The organism is Aquabacterium sp. (genome assembly GCF_044226965.1).
GTDB lineage: Bacteria > Pseudomonadota > Gammaproteobacteria > Burkholderiales > Burkholderiaceae_C > Pseudaquabacterium.
This window is the reverse complement of the sequence record NZ_JBGAGA010000044.1, coordinates 1-24,848: the sequence shown is the minus strand read 5'-3', so window position 1 is coordinate 24,848 and position 24,848 is coordinate 1. Positions and strand designations below refer to the sequence as shown.

At 73.9% G+C, this 24,848-nt stretch carries 23 protein-coding genes; 16 read left to right on the top strand and 7 right to left on the bottom strand.

What is annotated here, in order from left to right; all coding sequences use genetic code 11:
• The first annotated feature begins 320 nt into the window (after positions 1–320).
• From ACILR4_RS18765 to ACILR4_RS18710, 12 genes are all read left to right on the top strand, one after another.
• A complete protein-coding gene (locus tag ACILR4_RS18765; RefSeq protein ID WP_395702393.1) occupies positions 321–1,631 on the top strand; it encodes a TolC family outer membrane protein in 1,311 nt (436 codons plus the stop codon).
• A gap of 46 nt (positions 1,632–1,677) precedes the next feature.
• Positions 1,678–2,982, top strand: coding sequence for an ABC transporter permease (locus ACILR4_RS18760; RefSeq protein ID WP_395702392.1), 1,305 nt, complete (start codon positions 1,678–1,680; stop codon positions 2,980–2,982).
• 32 nt (positions 2,983–3,014) lie between these two features.
• Entirely contained in the window at positions 3,015–4,232 is a 1,218-nt protein-coding gene (locus ACILR4_RS18755; protein ID WP_395702391.1) for an ABC transporter permease, read from the top strand.
• Between the two features lie 25 nt (positions 4,233–4,257).
• Positions 4,258–5,643, top strand: a complete 1,386-nt coding sequence (locus ACILR4_RS18750; protein WP_395702390.1) for a sigma-54-dependent transcriptional regulator — start codon at positions 4,258–4,260, stop codon at positions 5,641–5,643.
• 30 nt (positions 5,644–5,673) lie between these two features.
• Positions 5,674–7,044 (top strand): sensor histidine kinase, encoded by a 1,371-nt coding sequence (locus ACILR4_RS18745; RefSeq protein ID WP_395702389.1) that lies wholly within the window; start codon positions 5,674–5,676, stop codon positions 7,042–7,044.
• Positions 7,045–7,115: 71 nt separating this feature from the next.
• Positions 7,116–7,505, top strand: a complete 390-nt coding sequence (locus ACILR4_RS18740; protein ID WP_395702388.1) for a hypothetical protein — start codon at positions 7,116–7,118, stop codon at positions 7,503–7,505.
• Between the two features lie 78 nt (positions 7,506–7,583).
• The gene (locus ACILR4_RS18735) at positions 7,584–8,171 is read left to right on the top strand and encodes a hypothetical protein (protein ID WP_395702387.1); all 588 of its coding nucleotides are present in this window, start codon (positions 7,584–7,586) and stop codon (positions 8,169–8,171) included.
• A gap of 23 nt (positions 8,172–8,194) precedes the next feature.
• On the top strand, positions 8,195–8,842 hold the full coding sequence (locus ACILR4_RS18730) for a CPBP family intramembrane glutamic endopeptidase (RefSeq protein ID WP_395702386.1): 648 nt from the start codon (positions 8,195–8,197) through the stop codon (positions 8,840–8,842).
• Between the two features lie 61 nt (positions 8,843–8,903).
• Positions 8,904–9,506 (top strand): DJ-1/PfpI family protein, encoded by a 603-nt coding sequence (locus ACILR4_RS18725; protein WP_395702385.1) that lies wholly within the window; start codon positions 8,904–8,906, stop codon positions 9,504–9,506.
• Complete coding sequence (locus ACILR4_RS18720) at positions 9,503–9,661, top strand: hypothetical protein (RefSeq protein WP_395702384.1); 159 nt, start codon at positions 9,503–9,505, stop codon at positions 9,659–9,661. The genes ACILR4_RS18725 and ACILR4_RS18720 overlap by 4 nt, the downstream gene beginning before the upstream one ends.
• 57 nt (positions 9,662–9,718) lie before the next feature.
• Positions 9,719–9,934: a dodecin gene (locus ACILR4_RS18715; protein ID WP_395702383.1), complete on the top strand. Its 216-nt coding sequence runs from the start codon at positions 9,719–9,721 to the stop codon at positions 9,932–9,934.
• A gap of 80 nt (positions 9,935–10,014) precedes the next feature.
• The gene (locus ACILR4_RS18710; RefSeq protein WP_395702382.1) at positions 10,015–10,470 is read left to right on the top strand and encodes a universal stress protein; all 456 of its coding nucleotides are present in this window, start codon (positions 10,015–10,017) and stop codon (positions 10,468–10,470) included.
• A 28-nt stretch (positions 10,471–10,498) separates the two neighbouring features.
• On the opposite strand, the gene ACILR4_RS18705 is transcribed toward ACILR4_RS18710, so the two are convergent.
• Positions 10,499–11,851 (bottom strand): Kelch repeat-containing protein, encoded by a 1,353-nt coding sequence (locus tag ACILR4_RS18705; protein WP_395702381.1) that lies wholly within the window; start codon positions 11,849–11,851, stop codon positions 10,499–10,501.
• A gap of 179 nt (positions 11,852–12,030) precedes the next feature.
• Here ACILR4_RS18705 and ACILR4_RS18700 point away from each other — a divergent pair, with 179 nt between their 5' ends.
• Both ACILR4_RS18700 and ACILR4_RS18695 read left to right on the top strand, forming a co-directional pair.
• Entirely contained in the window at positions 12,031–15,399 is a 3,369-nt protein-coding gene (locus tag ACILR4_RS18700) for an ATP-binding protein (protein ID WP_395702380.1), read from the top strand.
• A gap of 16 nt (positions 15,400–15,415) precedes the next feature.
• A complete protein-coding gene (locus tag ACILR4_RS18695; protein ID WP_395702379.1) occupies positions 15,416–16,066 on the top strand; it encodes a hypothetical protein in 651 nt (216 codons plus the stop codon).
• Positions 16,067–16,088: 22 nt separating this feature from the next.
• On the opposite strand, the gene ACILR4_RS18690 is transcribed toward ACILR4_RS18695, so the two are convergent.
• From ACILR4_RS18690 to ACILR4_RS18675, 4 genes are all read right to left on the bottom strand, one after another.
• Positions 16,089–16,679, bottom strand: coding sequence for a DUF3237 domain-containing protein (locus ACILR4_RS18690; RefSeq protein ID WP_395702378.1), 591 nt, complete (start codon positions 16,677–16,679; stop codon positions 16,089–16,091).
• A 39-nt stretch (positions 16,680–16,718) separates the two neighbouring features.
• Positions 16,719–18,458, bottom strand: a complete 1,740-nt coding sequence (locus ACILR4_RS18685; protein WP_395702377.1) for a tannase/feruloyl esterase family alpha/beta hydrolase — start codon at positions 18,456–18,458, stop codon at positions 16,719–16,721.
• Between the two features lie 114 nt (positions 18,459–18,572).
• Positions 18,573–19,379, bottom strand: coding sequence for an MBL fold metallo-hydrolase (locus tag ACILR4_RS18680; protein WP_395702376.1), 807 nt, complete (start codon positions 19,377–19,379; stop codon positions 18,573–18,575).
• A 20-nt stretch (positions 19,380–19,399) separates the two neighbouring features.
• Complete coding sequence (locus ACILR4_RS18675; RefSeq protein WP_395702375.1) at positions 19,400–19,900, bottom strand: cupin domain-containing protein; 501 nt, start codon at positions 19,898–19,900, stop codon at positions 19,400–19,402.
• A gap of 88 nt (positions 19,901–19,988) precedes the next feature.
• Here ACILR4_RS18675 and ACILR4_RS18670 point away from each other — a divergent pair, with 88 nt between their 5' ends.
• Positions 19,989–21,467: a PLP-dependent aminotransferase family protein gene (locus ACILR4_RS18670; protein WP_395702374.1), complete on the top strand. Its 1,479-nt coding sequence runs from the start codon at positions 19,989–19,991 to the stop codon at positions 21,465–21,467.
• 24 nt (positions 21,468–21,491) lie between these two features.
• Positions 21,492–22,415, top strand: coding sequence for a crotonase/enoyl-CoA hydratase family protein (locus ACILR4_RS18665; RefSeq protein WP_395702373.1), 924 nt, complete (start codon positions 21,492–21,494; stop codon positions 22,413–22,415).
• Positions 22,416–22,424: 9 nt separating this feature from the next.
• Here ACILR4_RS18665 and ACILR4_RS18660 read toward each other — a convergent pair whose 3' ends face one another.
• Positions 22,425–23,618, bottom strand: a complete 1,194-nt coding sequence (locus tag ACILR4_RS18660; protein ID WP_395702372.1) for a diguanylate cyclase domain-containing protein — start codon at positions 23,616–23,618, stop codon at positions 22,425–22,427.
• Between the two features lie 41 nt (positions 23,619–23,659).
• Positions 23,660–24,848 (bottom strand): nitrogen regulation protein NR(II) (locus tag ACILR4_RS18655; RefSeq protein WP_395702371.1); only part of this gene is annotated, 1,189 nt, incomplete at its 5' end.

The window sequence follows — 24,848 nt, the reverse complement described above, 5'->3', positions numbered from 1 at the left end:
AGTCGGAGCGCGATCAGGCCGCCGGGGCGCTCCACTCCGCTCATGTCCCCCGGGGCGGGCTGCGCCCACCCCTCCTCCTTTACTTCGCTCCGTGAAGCGCCCCACCGTCCTGATCCGAACCACTGTTGGCATGCGCCTGCCAGAGCGCTGCGCGAGCCAAGGGCGTCGGGTGTCCGGTGGAGCGAAGTAAAGGAGGAGGTCCAGGCGCAGCCTGGACCGGGGGACATGAGCGGAACCGGACACCCGGCGGCCTTGGCCTGCTCGGTACCAGCCAGCAGGGACCGCAGCGGCCCACCTCCCGTCTCAGCCGGCTGACAGACATGCCTTCTACATTGATCCGCTTCAGCCTGCTCGTTGCCACCCTGTGGCTCCCCTCGTGGAGCCACGCCGAAGACCTGCTCGAGGTCCTGGCCCAGGCGCGCGCGGCCGATCCGCTGCTGGCCAGCGCGCAGGCCGCGCGCGGCATCCAGCAGGAAGTGGCCACGCAGGCGCGCGCGCCGCTGCTGCCGCAGTGGCAATTGAGCGCCAGCGCGCAACGCACGCAAGACGGCGGCAGCCGCAGCCAGCAGCTGGACAGCAGCCTGAGCCAGGTGCTGCTGGACCTGGGCCGGCTGCGCACGCTGGACGCCGAGCGCACGCTGCTGTCGGCGCAGGACGCGCGGCTGCGCGCGGCCGAGCAGGACCTGTGCGGCCGCGTCGCGCGGGCCTACTTCGGCGTGCTGTCGGCCGAGGCCGCGCTGGCCGCGGCGCAGGCCAACGAGCAGGCGCTGGCACAGCAGGTGCAGCAGGCCGGCAGCCGCTTCGCCGCCGGGCTGGCGGCGCAGGTGGATGTCGAACAGGCCCGCGCCTACCACGCGCTGTCGCGCAGCGGCACGGTGCAGGCGCAGCAGGCGCTGGCCGATGCCCGCGAGGCGCTGGCGCAGATCACCGGCCATGCGCCCGGCGCGCTGAAACCACTGGCCGCCGATCTGCCCGCGCTGCCGCCCGAGCCCGCCAGCGCGAGCGCCTGGGTGGCGCAGGCGCTGCAGGCGCACCCGCTGCTGCAGGCCCAGGCGCTGGGGCTGCAGGCCAGCCAGCAGCGCATCGCCGCGGCCGGGGCCGGGCACCTGCCCACCCTCAGCCTGGGGCTGGACAGCGAGCGCCGCGGCGGCCCCGCCATCGCCGACGGCAGCCGCGGCCGCGCCGACAGCACGCTGTCGCTGCGCGTCACGCTGCCGCTGTTCGCCGGCGGCGCGGTCGAATCGCAGCAGCGCCAGGCCGCCTACCAGCGCGATGCGCAGCGCGCCGCGCTCGAATCGGACCGCCGCGCGCTGGTGCGCGAGACCCAGGCCCAGTACGAAGCGGTGCTGGCCGGCGTCGCGACGATGCAGAGCACCCGCGCCGCGGTCGACGCGGCCAACCTGGCGCTGGCCTCCACCCGCGCCGGCCAGGCGCTGGGCACGCGCACGATGACCGACCTGCTGCTGGCCATCCAGACCCAGACCGCGGCGCAGAACGCCTTCGACCAGGCGCGCCACGGCTACGTGCTGGCGCGGCTGCTGCTGCAGCAGGCGGTGGGCAGCCTCGGCGAAGGCGAACTCGGCGCGGTGAACCGGCTGCTCGAGGATCGTCGGCCCGCCCAGGCAGGTTGACCTCGCACCAAGACGCTCATATCAGACGATAGAAGGAGCCACCCCCATGATCGCCTACTACCTGCAGCTCGCGCTGCGCAGCTTCCGCAACGCGCCCGTGCTGACCGCGCTGATGGTGCTGGCCATGGGCCTGGGCATCGGCGCGTGCATGACCACGCTGACGGTCTACCACGCGCTGGCCGGCGACCCGATCCCGGGCAAGAGCGCGCGGCTGTTCGATGTGCAGATCGATGCCGCCAACATGATCGGCTACAAGGCGGGCGACGAGCCGACCTTCCAGCTCACGCGCTTCGATGCCGAGGCCCTGCTGCGCGCGAAGCGGGCCCAGCGCCAGGTGATGATGAGCGGCGCCGACATCCCGGTGCAGCCCGCCGACCCGGCGATCAAGCCCTTCTTCGCCTCGGCGCGCTACACCAGCGCCGACTTCTTCGCGATGTTCGAGGCGCCGTTCCGCTACGGCAGCGGCTGGGACGCGCAGGCCGACGCGGCGCAGGCGCGCGTGGTGGTGCTGTCGAAGTCGCTGAACGACCGGCTCTTCGGCGGCGAGAACAGCGTCGGCCGCGAGCTGGTGGTGCGGCGCGAATCGATGCGCGTGATCGGCGTGCTCGACAGCTGGCGCCCGGTGCCGCACTACTTCGACCTGACGCGCGGCGCCTACCTCGACGCCGAGGACCTGTACCTGCCGATCGCCACCGCGCTGCAGCTGAAGTTCGGCACCTCGGGCAACACCAACTGCTGGGGCGACTACGGTGCCCGCGGCCCGCGCGACCTGAGCTCGCCCTGCGCCTGGGCGCAGTACTGGGTGGAGCTCGCATCGCCCGCCGATGCGCCGGCCTTCCGCGACTACCTGGTGCAGTACTCCGAGGAACAACGCCGCGCCGGCCGCTTCGAGCGCCCGGCCAATGTGCGGCTGCGCAACGTCACCGATCACCTGGTGTTCCACCAGGTGCTGCCGGGTGACGTGCGGCTGCAGGTGTGGCTGGCGTTCGGCTTCCTGCTGGTGTGCCTGACCAACACGGTGGGCCTGCTGCTGGCCAAGTGCCTGCGCCGCTCGGGCGAGATCGGCGTGCGCCGCGCGCTGGGCGCCACGCGCGGCGCGATCTTCGCGCAGTTCCTCGTCGAGGCCGGCACCCTGGGCCTGGCCGGCGCTGCGGTGGGCCTGCTGCTGGCCGGCGCCGGCCTGTGGCTGGTGCGCCAGAGCCCGGCCGACTACGCGCCGCTGGCGCAGCTCGATGGCCCGATGCTGGCGCTGACCCTCGCGCTGGCGTTCGGCGCCAGCCTGCTGGCCGGGCTGCTGCCGGCCTGGCGCGCCGCCGGGGTCACGCCCGCGCGCCAGCTCAAAGCCCAGTGATGCCCTGCAGTGATGCCCTGAAAGGACTCCCCATGGACCTGTTGCCCATCCTGTCCACGCTGCGCCGCCACAAGACCGCGGCCTGCCTGATCGTGCTGGAGATCGCGCTCACCAGCACCATCGTCTGCAATGCGCTGCACCTGATCAGCACCCGGCTGGACGTGCTGAACCACGACAGCGGCCTGCCCGAAGCCGAGCTGGTGGTGGTGAACGCGCGCCCCACCGGCACCGGCGGCGACCCCGAGGAGCTGACCGCGCGCGACCTGCAGGCGCTGCGCAGCCTGCCGGGCGTGAAGAACGTGGCGCTGGTGAACCAGATCGTCTATGGCGGCAGCAGCAACAACAGCGGCGCCGCCACCGAGCGGGGCCCGCAGGCCAGGCGCCTGGTGGCCGCGCACTACGCGGGGGGCGAAGACACGCTGGCCACGCTGGGCCTGAAGCTGGTGGCCGGGCGCGACTTCAAGCCCGAGGAATACCTCAGCGGCCTGCGCGTGGGCGAGCAGGACAACCCGGTGGTCGGCCAGGCCATCATCAACCGCGCGCTGGCCGAGAAGCTGTTCCCCGGCCGCAGCGCGGTCGGCCAGGCCATCTACGTCTATGGCGAATCACCCTCCCAGGTGATCGGCGTGGTCGAGCAGCTGCCGCACCCCGCCCCCGGCAAGGCCGCGTTCGACGAAGGCAATGCCATGCTGTTCCCGCTGCGGCCCACCTACCGCGGCGGCAGCTACGTGCTGCGCACCACGCCGCAGCAGCGCGACGCGGTGCTCAAGGCGGCCAGCGCGGCGCTGGAGCGCAACGATGCCAGCCGCATCATCAACCGCGCGCAGACGGTGCTGGAAATGCGCGCTGCCTACTACGCGCAGGACCGCGCGATGGCCTGGCTGCTCGGTGGCGTGTGCATCGCGCTGCTGGTGGTCACCGCCTTCGGCATCGTCGGCCTGGCCAGCTTCTGGGTGCAGCAGCGCACCCGCATGATCGGCACGCGCCGCGCCCTGGGCGCCACGCGCGGGCAGATCCTGCGCTACTTCCAGGCAGAAAACTTCCTGCTGGCCAGCGCCGGCATCGTGCTGGGCATGGTCGGCGCGCTGGCCTTGAGCCTGCTGCTGATGAAGCAGTACGAGATGCCGCGCCTGCCGCTGGCCTACCTGCCGATCGGCGCGCTGGTGCTGTGGGCGCTGGGCCAGCTGGCCGTGTGGGCGCCGGCGCGGCGCGCGGCGGCCTTGCCGCCCGTTGCAGCGCTGCGCAGCTGAGTCCGCTTGCTATGCTCGCCGCGCCATGCTGAACGTGCTGATCATCGACGACAAGCCCGGCGTCGGCGAAGCGCTGACGCTGCTGCTGTCGCTGCGTGACATCCCGGCGCTGTACGCCGCCACGCCGGCCGAGGGCCTGGCGCTGCTGGCGCGGCACGAGGTCGGCCTGGTGATCCAGGACATGAACTTCAGCGCCGACACCACCTCGGGCGAAGAAGGCGTGGCGCTGTTCCGCGCCATCCGCGAACGCAACCCCGACCTGCCGGTGATCCTGCTCACCGCCTGGACCCGGCTCGAAGCCGCGGTGGAACTGGTGAAGGCCGGCGCCGCCGACTACCTGGCCAAGCCCTGGGACGACGCCAAGCTGCTGGCCACGGTGCAGAACCTGCTGGAGCTGGCCGAATCCAACCGCGCGCTGCAGCAGGCGCGGCAGGAGCGCCGCGCACGCCAGGGCGCGCTGCAGCAGCGGCTGGACCTGCAGGGGCTGGTCTACCGGTCCGACGCGATGCTGGCGCTGCTGGAGCTGGCCGCGCAGGTGGCGCGCACCGACCTGCCGGTGCTCGTCACCGGGCCCAACGGCAGCGGCAAGGAACGCATCGCGGCCATCGTGCATGCCAACTCGGCGCGCCGCCACAAGCCCTTCGTCGCGCTGAACTGCGGCGCGCTGCCGGCCGAGCTGGTGGAGGCCGAGCTGTTCGGCGTCGATGCCGGCGCCTACACCGGCGCGATGCGCCCGCGCGAAGGCCGCTTCGAGGCCGCCGACGGCGGCACGCTGTTCCTCGACGAGATCGGCAACCTGCCGCTGGCCGGCCAGGTGAAGCTGCTGCGCGTGCTGGAGACCGGCCGCTACGAGCGCGTGGGCTCCAGCCGCACGCGCACATCGAACGTTAGGGTTATCAGCGCCACCAATGCCGACCTGAAGGCGATGGTGGCCGCCGGCAGCTTCCGCGAAGACCTGTACTACCGGCTCAACGTGTTCGAGCTGCGCCTGCCGGCGCTGGCCGAGCGGCGCGACGACGTGCTGCCGCTGGCCGAGCACTTCATCGCCCAGCAGGCGCAGGCCGGCGCCGCGCCCCGCCTGAGCGAGGCCGCGCGCGAGCTGCTGCTGGCCCACCCCTGGCCCGGCAACGTGCGCGAGCTGAAGAACGTGATGGCCCGCGCCGCGCTGCTGGCCGCCGACGGGCTGGTGCAGCCGCAGCACCTGGGCCTGGGCGCGGCGGCGCTGCCGTCGCCGGCCGCCGCGCGCAACCTCGACGAACCCAGCCGCGAAGCGGTGCTGGCCGCGCTGGCCGAGGCGCGCGGCGTCGTCAGCCGCGCGGCGCAGGCGCTGGGCCTGTCGCGCCAGGCGCTGTACCGCCGCATGGAACGCTACGGCCTGGCCACCGACGCGCCGCCGGGCCCGCCGCGTTGAAGCTGCCGCGTTGATCGCCACAATCGGCCGGTGCCCAGCCTGCCCGCCCGCCTGACCCTGCTGCTGCTGCTGGCCGCCGCGCTGGCCGCGCTGCTGCACGCCGGCCTGGTGCTGTGGCCGCTGCCGCAGCTGTTGCAGGGCGTCAACCGCGTCTTCGGCAGCACGCTGGCCGCGCCGGCGCCGGGCAGCGCGGGGGCCCTCGGGCTGACCTTCGCGCTGCTGCTGCCGATCTGCCATGCGCTGGCGCTGGCGCTCACCGCGCCGCTGCGCAAGCTGCTGCGCGCGCTGCAGGGCGCGGTGCTGAGCTACCGCGACGGCGACTTCAGCGTCTCGATCCGCGCGCCGCAGGGCCGCGAGGCCCGCGGCGAATTCGGCCAGCTGCTGCAGCTGCACAACGAACTCGGCGCCGCGCTGCGTGAGCAGCGACAGCAGCTGGCCCAGCGCGAGCTGCTGCTGGACACCGTGGTGCAGCACACGCCGCTGGCGCTGCTGCTGTGCGCGGCCGATGGCCGGGTGGTCTACGCCAACATCGCCGCGCGCCAGCTGCTGGCGCAGGGCCGCAGCCTGGCCGGCATGCCGCTGCCCGCGGTGCTGGCCGACGCGCCGGCCGGCTTCGCCGCCGCGCTGGCCAACGGCCAGGACCAGCTGTTCTCGATCGACGACCACGGCAGCGAAGCGCACTACCACCTGTCGCAGCGCGAGCTGCGGCTGCAGGGCACGCCGCACCGGCTGATCCTGCTGCGCCACATGACGCGCGAGCTGGCGCGCGAGGAAGTGGCCAGCTGGAAGCGCGTGATCCGCGTCATCAGCCACGAGCTGAACAACTCGCTGGCGCCGATCTCCTCGCTGGCGCATTCCGGCGCCGAGCTGGCGCGCCGCGGCCAGGCCGACAAGCTGCCGCGCGTGTTCGACAGCATCGGCGAACGCGCCGCCCACCTGCACGCGTTCCTGGCGAGCTACGCCACCTTCGCCAAGCTGCCGCAGCCGCGCCTGGCGGCGGTGGACTGGGCCGGCTTCCTCGACAGCCTGGCCGTGCACTGCCGTTTCCGGCTCGAGGGCAGCACACCGTCGCAGCCCGGGCAGTTCGATGCCGGCCAGATCGAGCAGGCGCTGATCAACCTGATCCGCAACGCACACGAATCCGGCAGCGCGCCCGACGATGTCAGCCTGGCCATCACGGCCGGCCCGGGCGAGCTGCGGCTGCAGGTTGCCGACCGCGGCCCCGGCATGAGCGACACGGTGCTGGCGCAGGCGCTGCTGCCGTTCTATTCCACCAAGCGCAGCGGCACCGGCCTCGGGCTGGCGCTGGCGCGCGAGATCGCCGAAGCGCACGGCGGCCGCCTGCTGCTGGCCAACCGCGCCGGCGGCGGCTTGACGGTGACGCTGGTATTGCCGGGCTGAACGCCCGCGCTGGCGGGCCGGCGCTACAGTGGCAGCGATCGCGCGCGCATCCGCAGCGCCGGAGTCCTTCGATGGCCCCCATCCAGCTCGTGCTCCTGCTGTCCCTCGGCTCGTTCCAGGCCAGCATCCCCGGCGTGACGAAAGAGCCCTCGCCGGTGTTCGAAGATTCGGCCAAGGGCCTGCAGGCCTTCACGAACTGGGCCGTGGCCACGCTGGGCGAACCGAAGTTCAACCAGCCGCCCTACCAGCTGTGCGTGGTCGGCGCGCAGCCCTTCGTCGACAAGGGGCCCTACGTCGCCGAGCAGATCGCGCGGTCCAGGCCGCCGGTGCGCAGCCTGGAGCCCTATTCCGCCACCTTCCACTACGTCGAGCCGCCGGCCCGCGGCGCGCCTGCGCCCAAGCCGCGCACGCTGAAGCAGGCGATCGAGCTCTGCGCCAAGGCCGCTCCGGTCACTCGTTAGCATCTGGCGGCAGGCCCCGTCGCTAGAATCGGTCCGCCCCGCTCCAACGCGGAGGCCAAGAGACCAGGGAGGACCGAAGTGCATCCAATTCGACGTTGGGCGCTGAGCGCCGTCGTGCCGGCCGTGGCCGGGCTCGCGAGCTGTGCCACGCCGCTGCCGGAGCCGATCGCCGGCTACACCTGCTGCAACCTGCGGTCCACGCAGGGCTGGATCTCCAGCAACAACATCCAGGGCGGCGACCTCGTGCCGGCCGGCACGCCCATCACCATCGAGACCCTCAAGCGCCAGTTCTACGCCTACGCCCGGCTCGCCGGTGCCGAATTCGGGCTGCGCGACGACACCGCCAAGACCAGCGAGGACACGATGCGCTGGCTCAAGCGCGTGGTGGTGGTCGAGAACCCGGCCGCGCAGATCGCCTCTTGGCCTGGCGAAGTCCGTTCTGCGATTGGCGCCGCGCGGGTGTTCGTCGGCATGACACGCGCGCAGGTGGCGGTATCGCTGGGCTACCCGTCGGCGGCCGACACGCCGGACCTGACCGCAGCCATCTGGCGCTACTGGACGCCGGTGGAAGACCTGCCGGTCGACCTGAAATTCGACGCCGAAGGCCGGCTCGCATCGCTCGCCGGCAAGGCCTCGGCGGTGCGCACGCTCGAGCTTCAGCGCTGACGTTCCTGAGGCGCGGCCGGGCCGTGACCCCTCTGAAGACGGGCAAGTCCACCCTGACGGTGGGCGAGGCGGCGATCGTGGCGACGATCTGCTTCGGCCTGTTCGTGCTCTGGTCGGTGCAGGCCGTGATCGCCGGCTTCCCCGACCCGGAGATGACGGACGCCGGTAACGGCTGGCTGATCGGCCTCGAACTGGTGCTGGGGGCGAGCGCCCTGCTGTACCTGCGGGCCCGGGGCTTCGACATCGCCTCGCTGTACCCGCACCCGACCCTGCGCGGAACCCTGCTGGGCGTGGCACTGTTCGGCCTGTGCTGGCTGTTCGGCGTCATCGCGATGAATGCCGTGCACACCCCGGGACGGCACGAGGTCGTGGCGTTCTCGTACAGCCGGATGTCGCTCGCCTCGACGATTGCGTTGGCGCTCGTCAACGGCAGCTTCGAGGAAGTGTTCCTGCTGGGCGTGCTGGTGCGCGGTCTGCGTGGCTTCGGCCTGTCGGTCGCGCTGGGGCTGCCGCTGCTGGTGCGCCTGCTGTACCACCTGTACCAGGGGCCGCTCGGCGTGGTGTGGGTCGGCACGATCGGCATCACGCTGAGCATGGCCTACGTCGCCGGACGCCAGCTTTGGCCCGCGGTGTTCGCCCATGTGCTGTGGGACATCGTGCCGACGCTGTGAGTGCGGTCCCACCCGGTGCCCTTGGCCAGTCACCGTCGCGCCATCTTCGACAATCCACCGCATGCACATCGCCATCCTCACCTTCCCCGGCTTCAATGAGCTCGATTCGCTGATCGCGCTGGGCATCCTGAACCGCATCAAGCAGCCGGGCTGGCGCGTGTCGCTGGCCTGCCCCGCGCCCGAGGTCAGCTCGATGAACGGTGTCACGCTGCGCGCGCAGGCGACGCTGGCCGAGGCCGCCGCGGCCGACGCGGTGATCGTCGGCAGCGGCCTGCAGACCCGCGCGGTGGTGGCCGACGCCGCGCTGATGGCGCAGTTGCCGCTGGACCCGCAGCGCCAGCTGATCGGCGCGCAATGCTCGGGCACGCTGGTGCTGGCAAAGCTGGGCCTGCTGGACCAGGTGCCGGCCTGCACCGACCTCACCACCAAGCCCTGGGTGCAGGAGGCCGGTGTCGAAGTGCTGAACCAGCCCTTCTTCGCGCGCGGCAACGTCGCCACCGCCGGCGGCTGCCTGGCCTCGCAGTACCTGGCGGCCTGGGTCATCGCCCGCAGCGTGGGGCTGGACGCCGCCGCCGCGGCGATGCACTACGTGGCACCGGTGGGCGAGAAGGACGCCTACGTCGAGCGCGCGCTGGCCAACATCGGCCCCTATCTTCCGAAGTGAGCGGTTATCCGGTGCTGTACGCATCGCTGGGCTGGCACCTGGACACGGTGTTCCTGGCCTGCAACCGCGTGCTGCCGCCCGCGCCATCGCGCCAGCCTGGAGCATGGCCAGCTGCTGTTCGCCACGCCGCACCGCCGGACGACGCGCGGGCTTGACGCCGGCCGCCGCGAGGCGCCGAATCGGGGCCTTCTTCCTCTCCCCCAGGAGCCGCGATGGGCAACCATGTCTACAAGTACGTCGAGCTGGTCGGGTCCTCCACCACCGGCAGCGACGACGCGATCCGCAACGCCATTGCCACGGCCTCGAAGACGCTGCGCCACCTCGACTGGTTCGAGGTCAAGGAGACCCGCGGCCACCTGGTCAATGGCCAGGTGGCGCACTGGCAGGTGACGCTGAAGGTGGCCTTCCGGCTCGAAGTCACGCCTTGACGATGCGCAAGCGGCACCGGCCGGCCGGTGCGAGACTGCGCTGACCCGGCCGCCGGTGGCGCGGCCTGCAGGAGAGTTCCGTGTACCAACGCATCCTCGTTCCCGTCGACGGCAGTCCCACCTCCGAGCGCGGGCTGGCCGAAGCCATTCGCCTGGCCCGCTCCGGCGGCGGCCAGATCCGGCTGATGCACGTGGTCGACGAGTTGGCCTACGCGCTGGGCACGGCCGGCTCGTTCGGCGGCGGCTCGGCCGACCTGTTCACGCTGCTGCGCGAAGCGGGCCAGGCCATCCTGGACAAGGCGCGCGCCACCGTCGTGGCCGAGCAGGTGGCGGTGGACACGGTGCTGGCCGACACCTTTGCCGGCCGCCTGTGCGACCAGGTGGTGGCGCAGGCCAAGTCCTGGCCGGCCGACCTGATCGTCATCGGCACGCATGGCCGGCGCGGGGTCGGGCGGCTGGTGCTGGGCAGCGACGCCGAGCAGATCCTGCGGCTGGCGCCGGTGCCGGTGCTGCTGGTGCGCGCGGCCGAAGGCTGAGCCCGGCCCGCGGCGCGCGGCGCACGCGTCACTCGTACACCAGCAGGCTGCTGCGGAAGGCGCCGCCCCAGGCCTCGCCGCCGGCCAGCAGCACGCGGCCATCGGCCAGGCGCGTGGCGCTGTGCAGCGCACGCTCGCCGTCCAGCGCGGCGATCAGTTGGCCGCCGCTGGCCGGGTCGTAGCGCTCGGCGCTGGCGCTGTAGCGCGGCATCGCCTGCTGGCCGCCGAACAGCAGCAGCGCGCCCGAAGGCGGCGGCACGCCGGCAGCCCAGGTGCGCGGCACGGCCAGCGGCTTCACGGTCTCGAAGCGGCCGCTGGCCGGGTCGAAGCGCAGCACGCTGGCCAGCGGCAGGATCGCATCGCCGCCGGCGGGCACCGTCTCGCCGCCCAGGATCAGCACGCGGCCATCGGCCTGGCGCTGCGCGACATGGTTGGCGCGCAATGCCTGCGCGTCGGCCACCGGCGTGAAGCGCTCGTCGCGCGGGTCGAAGATCTCGGCAAAGCGGTAGTCGGCCGCGGCGCTGTAGCCGCCGACGATCAGCACCCGGCCGTCGGCCAGCAGCGTCATCGTGTGCGCGGCGCGGCCGACGCTCATGCGCTGCGCCAGCCGACGGAACTGGCGCGTCGCCGGGTCCCACAGCTCGGCCGAATCGCTGATGCCCAGCGGCGCGCGCTCGCCGGTGGCATAGCCGCCGCTGACCAGGACGCGGCCGTCGGGCAGCAGCAGCGCAGCATGGTCCACCCGCGCCACGCTCATCGTGCCGGCCGGGCTGCTCTGGCCGCTGCGCTCATCCACCAGCTCGGCGCGGCGCCATTGGGTGTCGCTGAACAGGCCGCCGGTCAGCAGGATCTGGCCGTCGTCCAGGCGCGTGGCCTTGTGCGCGGCGCGGCCGGCCGCCAGCGTGCCGATGCGCTGCACGCGGCCGGTGGCGGGGTCGAAGCGGTCGACCGCATCGGACAGCGTGCCTTCGCCGCGCGAGCCGCCGATCAGCAGCACGCTGCCATCGGCGGCCGCCACCGCGCTGTGCTGCGAGGCGGCAAAGCTGCTGCCGGTGGCCGCGTAACGATCGCGGTAGGACACGGCCACCGCCAGGCTGTGGCGCTGCACCGGCCGGCCCGGCGCCTCGACCACCAGCTCGAACACCGTGTCGCGATCGAGCACCGGGCTGCGCAGCGGCACCCCGCTGGCCACCGCGCCCAGGCCGGGCTCGATGCGCGCCTGGCCGGCGCGGAAGCTGGCGGTCAGCAGCACCTGGTCGCCCACATGCACGGCGGTGCGGTCGGCGGCCAGGCGCGGGCTGTCGGCCGGCGGCTCGGCCTCGGAGCCGCCGCCGCCGCAGGCCGCCAGCCACAGGCTGCCGGCCACGGACAGCCAGGCCATACGCCGGGAAACAAAGGGAAATCGCGCGGGCATTGCAAAAGCCTCCAGTCACAATGGGATGCAGCACGGTAGACAGCCCGGCGTGACCGGGGCGTGACCGGCGGGCCCGACACCGCCCGCCGGCGGCCACGCTCCAGCGCGCTGACGCCGCCGCCGCCGATGCCGCCGACCCTGCCGCCATGTCCGCCACGCTGCCGCCCTTGAGCACCACCGGCCCGCCTGCCGCCACCGCGCTGCAGCTGCAGGGCCCGGCGCGCGTGCTGCTGGCCGACCGGCCGGCGCTGGTGCTGGCCCCGCGCGAAGCGGCCCTGCTGGCCTGGCTGCAGCTGGAAGGCCCGGTGGCGCGGGCCCGCATCGCCGGCCTGCTGTGGCCCGGCGGCACCGAGGCCCAGGCGCGCGCCAACCTGCGCCAGCTGCTGTCGCGCCTGCGCCGCGCGGCCGGCGAGCTGGTGCAGGAGGACGACGGCCTGCTGCAGCTGGCCGCCGGCCTGCCGCCGCAGCCCGACGACCCGCGCCCGCTGCTCGAAGGCCTGGCATTCGACGACGCGCCCGAGCTCGCCGCCTGGCTGGCCGCGCAGCGCGAGCAGGCGCTGCGCCGCCGCCAGCGCCTGCAGCTGCAGGTCGGCCATGCCGCGCTGGCAGCCGGCCAGCTGGATGCCGCGCTGGAAGCCGCCGATTCGCTGCTGGCCGCACAGCCCGAGAACGAGGAAGCCTGGCGCCTGCGCATGCAGACGCTGGCCCAGCGTGGCGACCGCGCGCAGGCGCTGCAGGCCTGGGACGACTGCCGCCATGCGCTGCGCGCCGCCTTCGGCGTGCCGCCCTCGGCCGCGACGCAGGCGCTGGGCGAACGCCTGCTCGCCGACAGTGCCGCGCCGCTGCCACGGCTGGCGCTGCCCGAGAGCCTGCGCCGCCCGCCGCAGCTGGTGGGCCGTGAAGCCGAGTTGCAGGCCGTGCTGCGCAACCTGGCGCTGGGCCATGGCGTGGTGGTGCTGGGGCCGGCAGGCATTGGCAAGTCGCGCCTGCTGGCCGATGCGGCCGAGCGCTTCGCCCCGGTGCTGGCGGTGGCCGCACGGCCGGGCGACGCGGTGAGCCCGGGCACGCTGCTGGCGCGCCTGTTGGCCGCGGCGCTGCAGCGCTTCGAGCCCGCGCTGGCCGCGGACACGCGGCGCGACGTCGAACGCCTGCTGCCGCCGCGCGCCGGCGACGGCGGTGAGCCGCCGGCCGCGCTGAGGTCCGCGCTCGAACACCGCCGCGTGCTGGCCTCGGCCGCGCGCTGCCTGGCCGCCTGCCATGCCCGCGGCCTGCGCGCGCTGGTGCTCGACGACCTGCAGTTCGCCGACGACGCCAGCCTGGCCGCGCTGCAGGTCATCGCCGGCCAGGGCCTGGTCGCCGCCCCCGACGAAGCGGCACCGCTGCTGCTGGCCGCGCGCCACGACGAACTGCCGCCAGCCGCAAGCGCGTTGATCGCGCTGCTGTCGCAAAGCGGCCGCGCCGCGCGCGTCGACCTGCGCCCGCTCGATGCCGCGCAGCTGCGCGAACTGCTGCGCGGGCTGGCGCTGCCCGGTGCCGAGGGGCTGGACCGCGACGCGCTGGCCGCCGCGCTGCATGCGCGCGTCGGCGGCCTGCCGGCCTTCGTGCTCGAGAGCCTGCGCAGCCTGTGGCTCGAGCGGCTGCAGACCGGCGAAGACTGGCCCGCCGCGCCCGCGGTGCCGGTGCCGCCCACGCTGCGCGAAGCGGTGCGCCGCCGGCTCGACCGGCTCTCGCCCGAAGCCCTGCAGCTGGCGCAGCTGGCCGCGGTGGCCGGTGGTGACTTCAGCATCGGGCTGGCCACCGTCGCCACGGGCCGCACCACGCTGGCCCTCGCGCCGCCGCTGACCGAGCTGGCCTCGGCCCAGGTGTTCGACGGCCAGCGCTTCGGCCATGACCTGGTGGCCGAGGCGGTGGCCGCCTCGGTGCCCGGCGCGCTGGCGCGGGCGCTGCATGCCCAGGTGGCCGCTTACCTGATGGGTTGGCGCGACAGCGCGGCACGCGTGGCCTTCCACCTCGACCGGGCCGGCCAGCCACGCCAGGCCGCCCCCTGGCACCTGCAGGCCGCGCAGGCCATGCGCGCGCGCTGGCAGATGCACGAGGCGGCGCGCGCCTTCGAAACCGCGGCCGCCGCGCTGGACCCCGTGGCCGACCGCGAACAGGTCACCACCGCCTGGCGCGAGGCCGCGCGCTGCTGGCTGCTGCTGAGCCGCGATGCCGAGGCCGAGCGCGCACTCGACCGGGCCGAGCCGCTGGCGCGCGGCGCGCGCGAACGCGTGCTGCTGCGCTCGATCCGCGCGACGGTGCAGTTCAACGCCAGCCGCTACGGCGCCGCCGCGGACAGCGCGCAGGCGGTGGCCGCCGAGCTGCCCGCCACGCAGGCGCTGCTGGACGCCGAAGAGCTGGCCCAGGTGCTGCTGAGCGCGGCGCTGGCCGCGCCCTACATCGCCGATGCCGAGCCGCTGCTGCAGGCCTGCGAGGCGGTGCGCCCGCGTGGCGCGGAGCGGCCGATGCTGGCCGCGCGGGTGGACTTTGCCGCCGGCATGACGCTGGGCTGGCTGGGCCGCCCGCTGCAGGCGCACGAGGCACTGGAACGCGGCTGGGCCACGGCCCAGGCACATGACCTGCGCGGCGAGTGCGTGAACCTGGGCAACCAGCTCATCCGCTGCGCCGAGCTGCGCGGCGAACTCGACGACGCGCTGCAGGCCTGCGAACGCACGCGCAGCGCCATCGAGCACATCGGTGCCGGCGCCGGCTTCGAGGCCGACCTGCTGAGCTACCGCGCGCTGCTGCTGGTCAGCGCCGGCCGGCCCGGCGAGGCGCTGGCCGCGGTGCAGCAGCTGCTGCGGCTGCGCGGTGCCGCGGCGCTGTCGGCCTACGAGGCCTTGCGCCTGGCGCTGCTGCAGCTGCCCTGCGGCCGGCCCGAGGCCGCCGCGGCCGCGCTGCAGCAATGCCCGGCACCGGCCACCGGCCCGTCCCCGCTGGCCGCCCACCGCGCCTGGGCCCTGGCGCGCTGCGAACACGCCGCCGGCCGCGACCCGGCCGCGGCACTGGCCCAGGCGGCGTCAGCCTGCCCGGCGCCGCACAGCCAGATGGGCTGGCGAGGCCAGGTGCTGCAGGCGCTGGTCGGCCGACCCGCCGCGCAGCCGCTGGCCGAGATCGAAGCGCTGCTGCCAACGCTCGAACAGCGCGGCCTGCGCGCGCTGCAGCGCAGCGCCGCCATGGCCGCCGCGCGCCAGGCGCTGCACGAAGACCGGCCGCAGCGCGCGCGCCAGCATGCCGAGACCGCGCTGGCGCTGGCCCGCTGCGTCGACCCCTGGTGCGACGAGCCGGCCAGCGTCTGGCGCGAAGCCGCCGAGGTGTTCGACGCGCTGGACCTGGCCGCGGCCGCCGCGCAGGCCCGCCGCGCCGGCGCGCAATGGGTGCGCGATGCCGCCGCCACGCTGCCGCACGCCGCCGACCGCGACGCCTGGTGCGAAGGCAACCCGGTGCACCGCGCGCTGCTGCGCGGCCCGCGCTGAAGGCCGGCCCGCCGCGATGCGCCGCACGCCCTGGCGCCTGTCCGCCGCGCTGCTGGCACCGCTGCTCGGTGCCGGCGCGCAGTCGGCCACCGTGGCGGTCGACTTCCGCCTGACGGCGCTGGAGAGCAGCACGCCGGTCGCCGGTGCCGCGGTGCTGCTGCTGCTGGGCGACGCGGCCGAGGCGCGCCAGGCCGGCGCCGGCCAGCGCTTCGTCACCGATGGCGAGGGCCGTGCCCGGCTCACGCTGCCCGCGGTGCAGATCGAACGGCGCTGGATCAGCGTGCCGCTGGCGCAGACCGGCATCAGCCTGCCGCGGCGGGTGGACCACCTGCCGGTCGCGCTGGTGCTGGACCAGGCGCTGCCGCAGGCCGATGGCCGCGTGCTGCATCAGCCCTGGCTGCACCGGCTGGACATCGACTGCCTGGACGCCGACACCTGCAGCACCAGCGACATCACCGCCGCCTGGGCGCCCGATGCCGGCGGCGACTGGACGCGGCCGGTGCGCTATGGCCAGCCCAGCCCGCAGCTGCCGGAGCTGGGCGGCCTGGTGCTCAGCACCCCGGCCTACCGCTGCGCGGACTTCCTGCTCACGCCGCTGTCGGCCGACCGCAGCCGCTGGTCGCTGCGGCTGTGGCTGCAACGGCGGCCGCTGCCGGTGCGGCGCTGACCGGGCTTCGCGGCCTGGCCGCTCATATCACACGGTAGACCCGGATCACCACCGCGGCGCGCGCCGGGCGCAGGCTGTTCAGCGTGCCGACGTAGACGAAGTCGTTGAGCCAGCCGTAGGGCCCGTCCGGCGCGGTGATCTCCAGCGTCGAGAAGGCATAGCGGCCCGAGCCCGCCTCGCCGCTCTTCAGCGGCCGCGTCAGCACCCGGTTGCGCACCGAGATCACCGCGCCGTCGTGCGTCTGCAGCTCGTAGATCGCGTCCAGTGCGGTGGCGCCGTCGCGGCGCACCAGCTGGCGGTCGGCGCCGCCCGGCATCACGCGGCCCTTCAGCCCCGGGCCCTCGAACGTGCCACCGATGATCGGCACCATGCGGCGCTCGCCGAAGGGCGAGTTGCCCAGTTGCAGCGTCGGCTCCAGGTCGGCAATGGCCTCGTAGACGAACTCGGTGCGCGGCAGCAGCATCGGGATCTTGTCGGTGGTGGGCGTGCTCGGCAGCGCCGGCGTGGCCTGGGCCTGGGCTTCGGCCCGAGCTTCGGCCATCACCGAGGCGGCGGTGGCGGCCAGGCCGCCGACCAGCAGGCTGCGGCGCAGCGGGCGTTCGGGGGTGTTCATCGACAGCGCTCCTTCAGTGGGGTCGGGTGCGGCGCCGCTTCAGCGCACGCACTGGAAGCTGGCGGCCTGCTCCGGATCGCCCTGGCCGCGGTAACGCGCCACGCTGGGCCAGGGGCACAGCAGCCGGGTGCGGGTGGGCGACCAGTCGGCCGGCACCTCGGGGTTCGGCGTCGCGTTGCCGGGGCCGCGCACGCTGGCCACGACCTGCTCGGGCGCCTGCCCCCGCTCGACCCAGGCCACCAGCGCATCGACCATGTCGAACTGGTCGGGCGCCGGGCCGCCGGACGAGTGGTTCATGCCCGGCACGACGAACAGGCGCGCGCTGTCGGCCGCGCGCTCGCCATGCACGCGCTGGAAGCCCTCGTACCAGCGGATCGTGTCCAGCACCGAGAACACCGGGTCGGCGCTGCCATGCGCCACCAGCAGCTTGCCGCCGCGCTGCACGAAGCTGCGCAGTTCGGTCGGCTCGGGCGGGGTCATGAAGTCCATCGCGCTCTGCGTGTAGACGCTGTCGCGCGCATGGACCTTGGCGCCGTCGCGCTGCACGTCGAACCGCAGCGCGTAGTCCGGCACCGTGGTGCCGGCGCCGCTGATCACCTCGGGCGACATCGGCGGCGTGGTGAACACGAAGGCCAGGGCGATGGCATCGCGCGGGCCGATGCTGTTGGTGAACTTCCATTCGCGCCAGTTGCGGCCGGCCAGGCCCGGGTCCCAGGCCAGGCCGCTGTAGAGACTCGGACCGCGCAGCACGGTGGCCAGTGCGTCGCGCCGCGCGGCCGCCAGGCAGTCGGCGCCCTCGGTCGCCGGGGCCGGGCACAGCGGCAGGTCACGCTGCGGATCGAAGGCCTTCTGGCAGGCGGCCAGGTCCTGCACCAGGCCGTCGCGCAGGCCGTCCAGCGCGTCGCAGCGGGCCAGCACGGCACGCGCCACCGTCGCCATCTCGGCCGGCGTCAGGCTGGTCTCCAGGTCGGGCACGCCGTCGGCGCGCTTCGTGCGCGCGACGGCCGCGAACTGCTGCGCGCCCCACACCTGCGCGATGGCCGCCAGCGGCAGCCGGTAGCCCGGCGTGGTGGCCAGGATGCCGTCGTAGCCGCCGCTGTCGCGCGCCGCGGCCACCAGGCCATGGCGACCGCCGTTCGAGGTGCCGACCAGGTAGGCCTTGTCCGGACCGCGGCCGTAGTGCGCGGCGATCAGCGCACGCGCCATCGGCGTCAGCTGCGCGACCGCGTTGTAGCCATAGTCCAGCCGCGCCTGCGGATCGCGGCCGAACACCGCGGCGCCGATCACCGGGTTGCTGCGCTCGAAGGCGTGGCCGGCGTCGGAGCTCAGCACCGCAAAGCCCTTCAGCAGGCCGTTGCTCAGCGGCCCGCCGCCGAGGATGTTGCCGTAGGCCGGCGTGACGAAGCCGTCGAGCCCGCCGTTGGCCTGGTAGAAGAAGCGGCCGTTCCACTGCGCGGGCAGGCGCATCTCGAAGCCGATGGCGTAGTCCTTGCCGTCGACCGGGCTGCGCCGCTCGTTCAGCCGGCCCTTGACGACGCAGTGCGCGGGCATCGGGCTGGCGATGCCGGGCAGCTTCAGGCTGCCCGCGGCCACCGCCTCGACCGCGGTGATGCGCAGGCCGGGATAGCCGACCGACTGCAGCGCGGCACAGTCCGCGGTGGCGACGCCAGGGCGTGCCGGCGTCGGGGCCGACGCCGGGGCCGACGCTGGGGGTGGTGCCGAGGCACAGCCGGCCAGACCGACGAGCAGGGCGGGCAAGGTCCATTGAAACAGCCGCATGGGAGTCCCCGGGAAGCCTGAATTTTGTTAATGTAGTGAATTACATCGAAGGCAGCGCTACGGGGAAATACGCATGCGGCTCGGGCCGTCTTCAATTCAATCTGTGAATCTTGTTCAGCGCCCTATGGCCTGCCGGTAGCGTGCGAACGAACGGTCCACCGCGGCCCGCCCGTCGCCCAGGATGTTCAGGCCCCAGGTGAAGCCGTAGAGGTCGTCGATGGCCAGGCCGGCCAGCCGGGCCTGCGTCTGCGCCACGTCGTCCGGATGCGCCGGCACATGGTTGGGCACGCTGTAGCAGAAGCTGACATGGCGGCGGTCCTGCGCCACATGCAGCGCGTCGCCGGCCAGCAGCCGGTGGCGGCCGCCGGGGCCGTCGCGCCAGTGCAGCACGGTGCTGCCCGGAAAGTGCCCGGGGCAGCGGTACAGCGTGAGTTGCCCGGACAGCGCCAGCACATCGCCGGACCAGAACTTCAGCTGCGGTGCCGGCCGCTGCACCCAGGCCTTGTCCGCCTCGTGCAGCCACACCGGCACGCCGCCCAGCGCGTCGCTCCACTCGACCATCGCGGCGTAGAAGTGCGGATGCGAGATCGCGATCGCATCGACCCCGCCGGCCTCGCGCAGCGCGGCCACTGCCTCGGGCGTCACCAGGCTCGTGCATTCCCACAGCAGACGCAGGCCCGGCGCCGGCACATGCAGCGCGCGCTGCGGAATGCCGAAGGCCGGCGTGATGCCGATGCCCAGCAGGTCGCCGTCGCGCTCGATGCGCGCGCGGTGGCGCGCGGCCAGTTCGTCGTGCGTGGTCCAGGCCTGGCCCTGCCAGCCGACGTACTGGCGCTCGTCGCTGCAGACGGCGCAGGCTTCAGGTGTCGTGGCGCTGTCGGCGTACTGGGTGCCGCAGGTGCGGCAGATGAAGGCGGGCATCGTGGCGTTCCTGGGTCGGGTCAGCAGGCGCCGAGGTCGCGCGACGGCAGCCCCTGTTCGCGGCAGAAGCGCTCGTAGTCGGCCATGCGGCTGAGCGTGTCGATGCGCTGCAGCACGCGGCCGTCGTCGGCCAGGTACTCGACCTCGCCACGCACCACCACCTGCACGATCAACATCTCCTCGCCCACCGCCTGCCAGTGGTCGACATTGCCGGCGGGCTCGAACACGTAGTCGCCGGGGAACACCAGGCGCCCGTCGCTCAGGTGGCGCAAGCCCTGCAGGTTCACCGCATGCACCTCGCCGCTGTGGCGATGGCGCGGAACCCGCGTGCCCGGCGCCAGCCGCATCAGTTCGACCCAGCCCGCGCCCTCGGGCAGGAACTGCAGCGGCAGCGACCACTTGCCCGGGCCCTCGGGCATCCAGCCCGGCAGGCCGGCGCGGCGCAGCGCGGCGGTCACATGGGTGGCCACGCCAGGGGCCAGGGGCTGCGCCGCGGGCAGCGCGATGTCGGGGGTGTCCATCGTCGGTTCTCCTCGCCGGAAGCGGCGTCATGGGCAGCAGGATGCCCTGGCCGATGGATCTGTTGAAGATCCATAATCCATCAAGTTGATGGAGCCAAACTTCGCGCTGAACCTGCCCGCGGCCGAGCCTGGTTCGCGGCGCCTGCTCGCCAGCCTGCATGGCGCGCTGCACGAGGCCATCGTCAACGGCCGGCTCGCGCCGGGCCAGCGCCTGCCATCCACGCGCGACCTGGCCCGGCTGGCCGGCGTCTCGCGCAACACCGCGATCGCGGCCTACGAGCGGCTGGCCAGCGAAGGTTATGTCGAGGCCGCCGGCAGCGCCGGCACGCGGGTGGCGCCGCACGCCGGCCGCGCCGCACCCGCGGCCGCGCGCACGGCCAGCGCGGTGCAGGCGCCGTGGCGCGCGAACCCCTGGTTCGCGGCCGGCGCCGAGGTGTGGCCTGCGCAGGCGGCCCGACGGGCCGCGCCCGCCCTGCTGGCGCTGCGCACCGGCGTGCCCTCGGTGCAGCAGTTCCCGTTCGCGGTGTACCGGCGGCTCGTCGCCCGCGTGCTGCGCCAGCAGGCGCGCGAACCCGCCGCCTATGCCGACGCCCAGGGCCAGCCGGCGCTGCGCCACGCCATCGCCGCGCATGTCAGCGCCGCGCGCGCGGTGGCCTGCGGGGCCGACGACGTGATCGTCACCGCCGGCGCGCAGCAGGCCTTCGACCTGCTGGCCCGCGTGCTGGTGACGCCGCGGCAGACCCCCGTGGCGATGGAAGACCCCGGCTACCCGCCCTTGCGCGCGGCGTTGGCCGCGGCCGGCGCCAGGCTGGTGCCGGTGCCGGTGGATGACGAAGGCCTGCGCGTCGACCGCCTGCCGCGCGCCTGCCGCGTGATCTGCGTGACGCCTTCGCACCAGTTCCCGCTGGGCATGGCGATGTCGGCCGCGCGCCGCCGCGCGCTGCTGGCCGCGGCGGCGCAGCGCGGCGCGGTGGTGATCGAGGACGACTACGACGGCGAGTACCGCTTCACCGGCCGCCCGCTCGACGCGCTGAAGACGCTGGACGAGGACGGCCGCGTGTTCTACGTCGGCACCTTCTCGAAGACGATGTTCCCCGACCTGCGGTTGGGCTACATCGTCGCGCCGGCCTGGGCACGCGACGCGCTGCTGCGCGCCAAGCGCATCGCCGACAGCGGCCAGTGCCGCCACACGCAGGACGCGGTGGCCGCCTTCATCGCCGAAGGCCACCTGCTGCGCCATGTGCGGCGCATGACCCGCGTCTATGCCGAACGCCGCCAGTGCCTGGTCGACGAACTGCAGCGCCAGTTCGGCCCACAGGCGCGGGTGCTGCCCGCGCTGGCCGGCCTGAACCTGGCGGTGCTACTGCCCGAAGTGAGCGACACCGAGCCGCTGGCGCGCGAGGCGGCCGCGCTCGGCGTCGGCATCGAGCCGCTGTCGCGCTACACCGCGCGCGGACGCGATCCGGCCTGCGGGCCCGGCCTGGTGCTGGGCTACGGCGGCATCGAGACCCGGCACATCGCCGAAGCGGTGCGCCGGCTGCGGCGGGCCTGCCGCCGCGTCACCTGACCCCCTTCCTGCCGAGGAGCCCCCATGCCCGAGTTCTCCACGCTGCGCATTGCCCCCGACCCGGCGCAGCCACGCATCGCCCGCCTGCTGCTGAACCGGCCCGAGCGGCTCAACGCGATCAACGAGGCCATGCCGGCCGAGATCCGCGCCGCGGTGGAATGGGCGCAGCGCGAGGACACGGTGCACGTCATCGTCGTCGAAGGGGCCGGCAAGGGCTTCTGCGGCGGCTACGACCTGGCCGCCTTCGCCGAGCAGGACATCGAGCACCCCTGCCAGCAGGAAAGCCAGCCCTGGGACCCGATGCTCGACTACGCGGTGATGAAGCGCTTCACCGAGGACTTCATGAGCCTGTGGCGCTGCAGCAAGCCCACCATCGCCAAGGTGCACGGCGCCGCGGTGGCCGGCGGCAGCGACATCGCGCTGTGCTGCGACCTGCTGGTGATGGCCGAGGACGCCCGCATCGGCTACATGCCCACCCGCGTGTGGGGCTGCCCGACCACCGCGATGTGGGCCTACCGGCTGGGCCCGATGCGCGCCAAGCAGCTGATGTTCACCGGCGACGTGATCGACGGCCGCACCGCCGCCGACTGGGGCCTGGCCACCGCCGCGGTGCCGGCCGCCGCGCTGGAGGCCCGCACGCTGCAGCTGGCACAGCGCATCGCCGGCGTGCCGCGCAGCCACCTGGCGATGCACAAGCTGGTGGTCAACCAGGTGATGCTGACGGCCGGCCTGGAGCAGACGCAGATGCTGGCCACGGTGTTCGACGGCATCACCCGCCACAACCCGGAAGGGCTGTGGTTCCGCCGCCAGGCGCAGCACGAAGGCTTCAAGTCCGCGGTGGCCTGGCGTGACAGCGGCCGGCCGATTCCCGAAGGCGACGAGGCGCGCGCGCTGATCCGCGCGATGGACGCGCAGCGGCGCGGCGCGGCCGGCGACGACGCGGACTGAGCCGGCGCCCTAGCCTCGGCGCGCCCGCTTGGCCTCGTACATCCGCCGGTCCGCCAGCTCGAGGACCTGCAGCGTGCCCTGCCCCGCGTGCTCGGGCGTCGCGGCGCCGATGCTGACCCGGGCGCCGAGCTGCACGTCGCCGATGCACAGCGGCTGCGCCACCGCCGCGGCCACGCGGCGGCCGATGGCCTGGGCCGCGGCCAGGCTGCTGACGCCGTGCAGCACGACGATGAACTCGTCGCCGGCCAGCCGCGCGACGAAGTCCTGCTCGCACACGGCCCCGCGCAGGCGCCGCGCGATGGCCTTGAGCACCTCGTCGCCGACATGGTGGCCATGCGTGTCGTTGACGGCCTTGAAACCGTCGACGTCGCAGAACAGCACGCTGTACGGCTCGCCGCCCTCGGCCCAGCGCCGCGCCGAGCGCGCCAGGGCCTCGGTCACGTAGGCGCGGTTGGGCAGGCCGGTCAGCGAGTCGTGGCGCACCAGCTGCTGCAGCTCGTCGCGCTGCTGTGCCAGCGACAGGTCGCGGATCACGCCGACGAAGCGGGTGACGTTGCCGTCGCTGATGTCGGCCACCGTCAGCTGCATCGGGAAGCGGCTGCCGTCCTTGCGCAGCGCCTGCTCGACGCGGCCGATGCCGATGATGCGCGCCTCGGCGGTGTGGCGATAACGCTCGATGTACTGGTCATGGTGCGCGCGGTGACCCTCGGGCACCAGCAGGCTGACGTTGCGGCCGATCACCTCGGGCGCCCGCCACTGGAACAGGCCCTCGGCCGCGCCATTGAACGAGCGGATGCGGCCGCGCTCATCGATCACGATCACCGCTTCGGACACGCGATCGAGTGCGCTGCGGCTCACGCGGCGCAGCGTGACGGTGCGACGCAGCGCCGCCTGGTGCTCGGCCAGCGCGGCTTCGCCCAGCGGCTTGGCCAGCCGGTAGTCCACCGCGCCGGGCAGCACCTGCGCCAGCCGGCGGTGCAGTGCGGCGTTGCCGCCCAGCAGCAGCACCGGGCTCCAGTCGTTGCACAGGGTCTCGCGCACCAGGCGCAGCGCCCGCAAGGTGGCGGCCGCGCCGAGGTCGGCATCGATCACCAGCACGTCGGGCCGGCTCTCGGCGCAGCGGTGGCGCAGCTCGGCTGCGGTGCTGCAGTGGCGCAGCGACAGTTGCTGGCGTTCGGCCAGCGCTTCGAACAAGCGGAGCACGGCGGCATCGGCACTCAAGACCAGCACGGCATACGGAGACGTCATGGCGGTGCGTCCCCCACCGGCAGCAGCAGCTCGAAGCAGGTGCCCTCGCCGGGCCGGCTGTGCAGCAGCACATGGCCGCCGGCCTGGTGCAGCAGGCTGTGCACGCTGGCCAGCCCGAGGCCGGTGCCCTTGCCGACGTCCTTGGTGGTGAAGAAGGGATCGAACACGCGCGGCTGCGCCTCGGCCGCGATGCCGTGGCCATCGTCGAGCACCGCCAGCCGCAGGTAGGCGCCGTGCAGGTGCTGGCCGCAGCTGCTGCACTCAGCCCCCTGCAGCTGCGCCGCCTGCAGCAGCACCTGCACGCGGCCGCTGCCGGCGATCGCATCGCAGGCATTGAGCACCAGGTTGCTGAGCATCTGGTGCACATCGCCTTCCACGTGCCGCACCGGCGGCAGGCCGGGTTCGCACTGCAGCTGCAGGTCGATGCGCTCGGGCACCGCCGGGCGCAGCATGCGCAGCACCTCCTCGACGATGGGCGCCAGCGGCCGCAGCACCGGCGCGCTGCGCCGCTCGGGATGGGCGAAGCTCATCAGCCGCGCGATCAGGTCGCGGCCGCGCTCGCTGACGCGGGTGATCTCGCGCAGGTAGCTCGCCAGCTTGCCCTGCGGGTCGTCGACATGGCGCTCCAGCGCCAGCGTCGACAGGCCCAGGATGCCGGTGAGCATGTTGTTGAAGTCGTGCGCGATGCCGCCGGTGAACTGGCCCAGCGCCTGCATCTTCTGCGCCTGCAGCAGCTGGCGCTGCAGCCGCAGGTGCTCGGCCTCGGCGCGCTTGCGCTCGCTCATGTCGCGCAGGAAGCCGACGAAGGCGCGGCCGCCGCGGAACGGCATCTCGCCCACGCGCACGTGCACCGTGACCAGGCTGCCGTCGCGGCGCCGGGCCTGCACCTCGCGGCCGTCGGCCGTCATGCCGCGGCGGCCGGTCTCGTAACCCGCCATGTACGCGTCATGGCGCGCCGCGTCGTGCGCGCCCATCAGCAGCGCCAGCGGCCGCCCCAGCAGCTCGTCGGGCGCGTAGCCCAGCAGCGCCTGCACCTGCGGGTTGGCCTGCTGGATGCGGCCGCGCTCGTCGGCGACGACGATGGCGTCGGGCGCGCAGGCCACCAGCCGGCGCAGCGATTCCTCGCTGCGCCGCAGAGTCTGCTGCGACTGACGCAGCGTCTGCTGCAGCACGCCGCGGTACAGC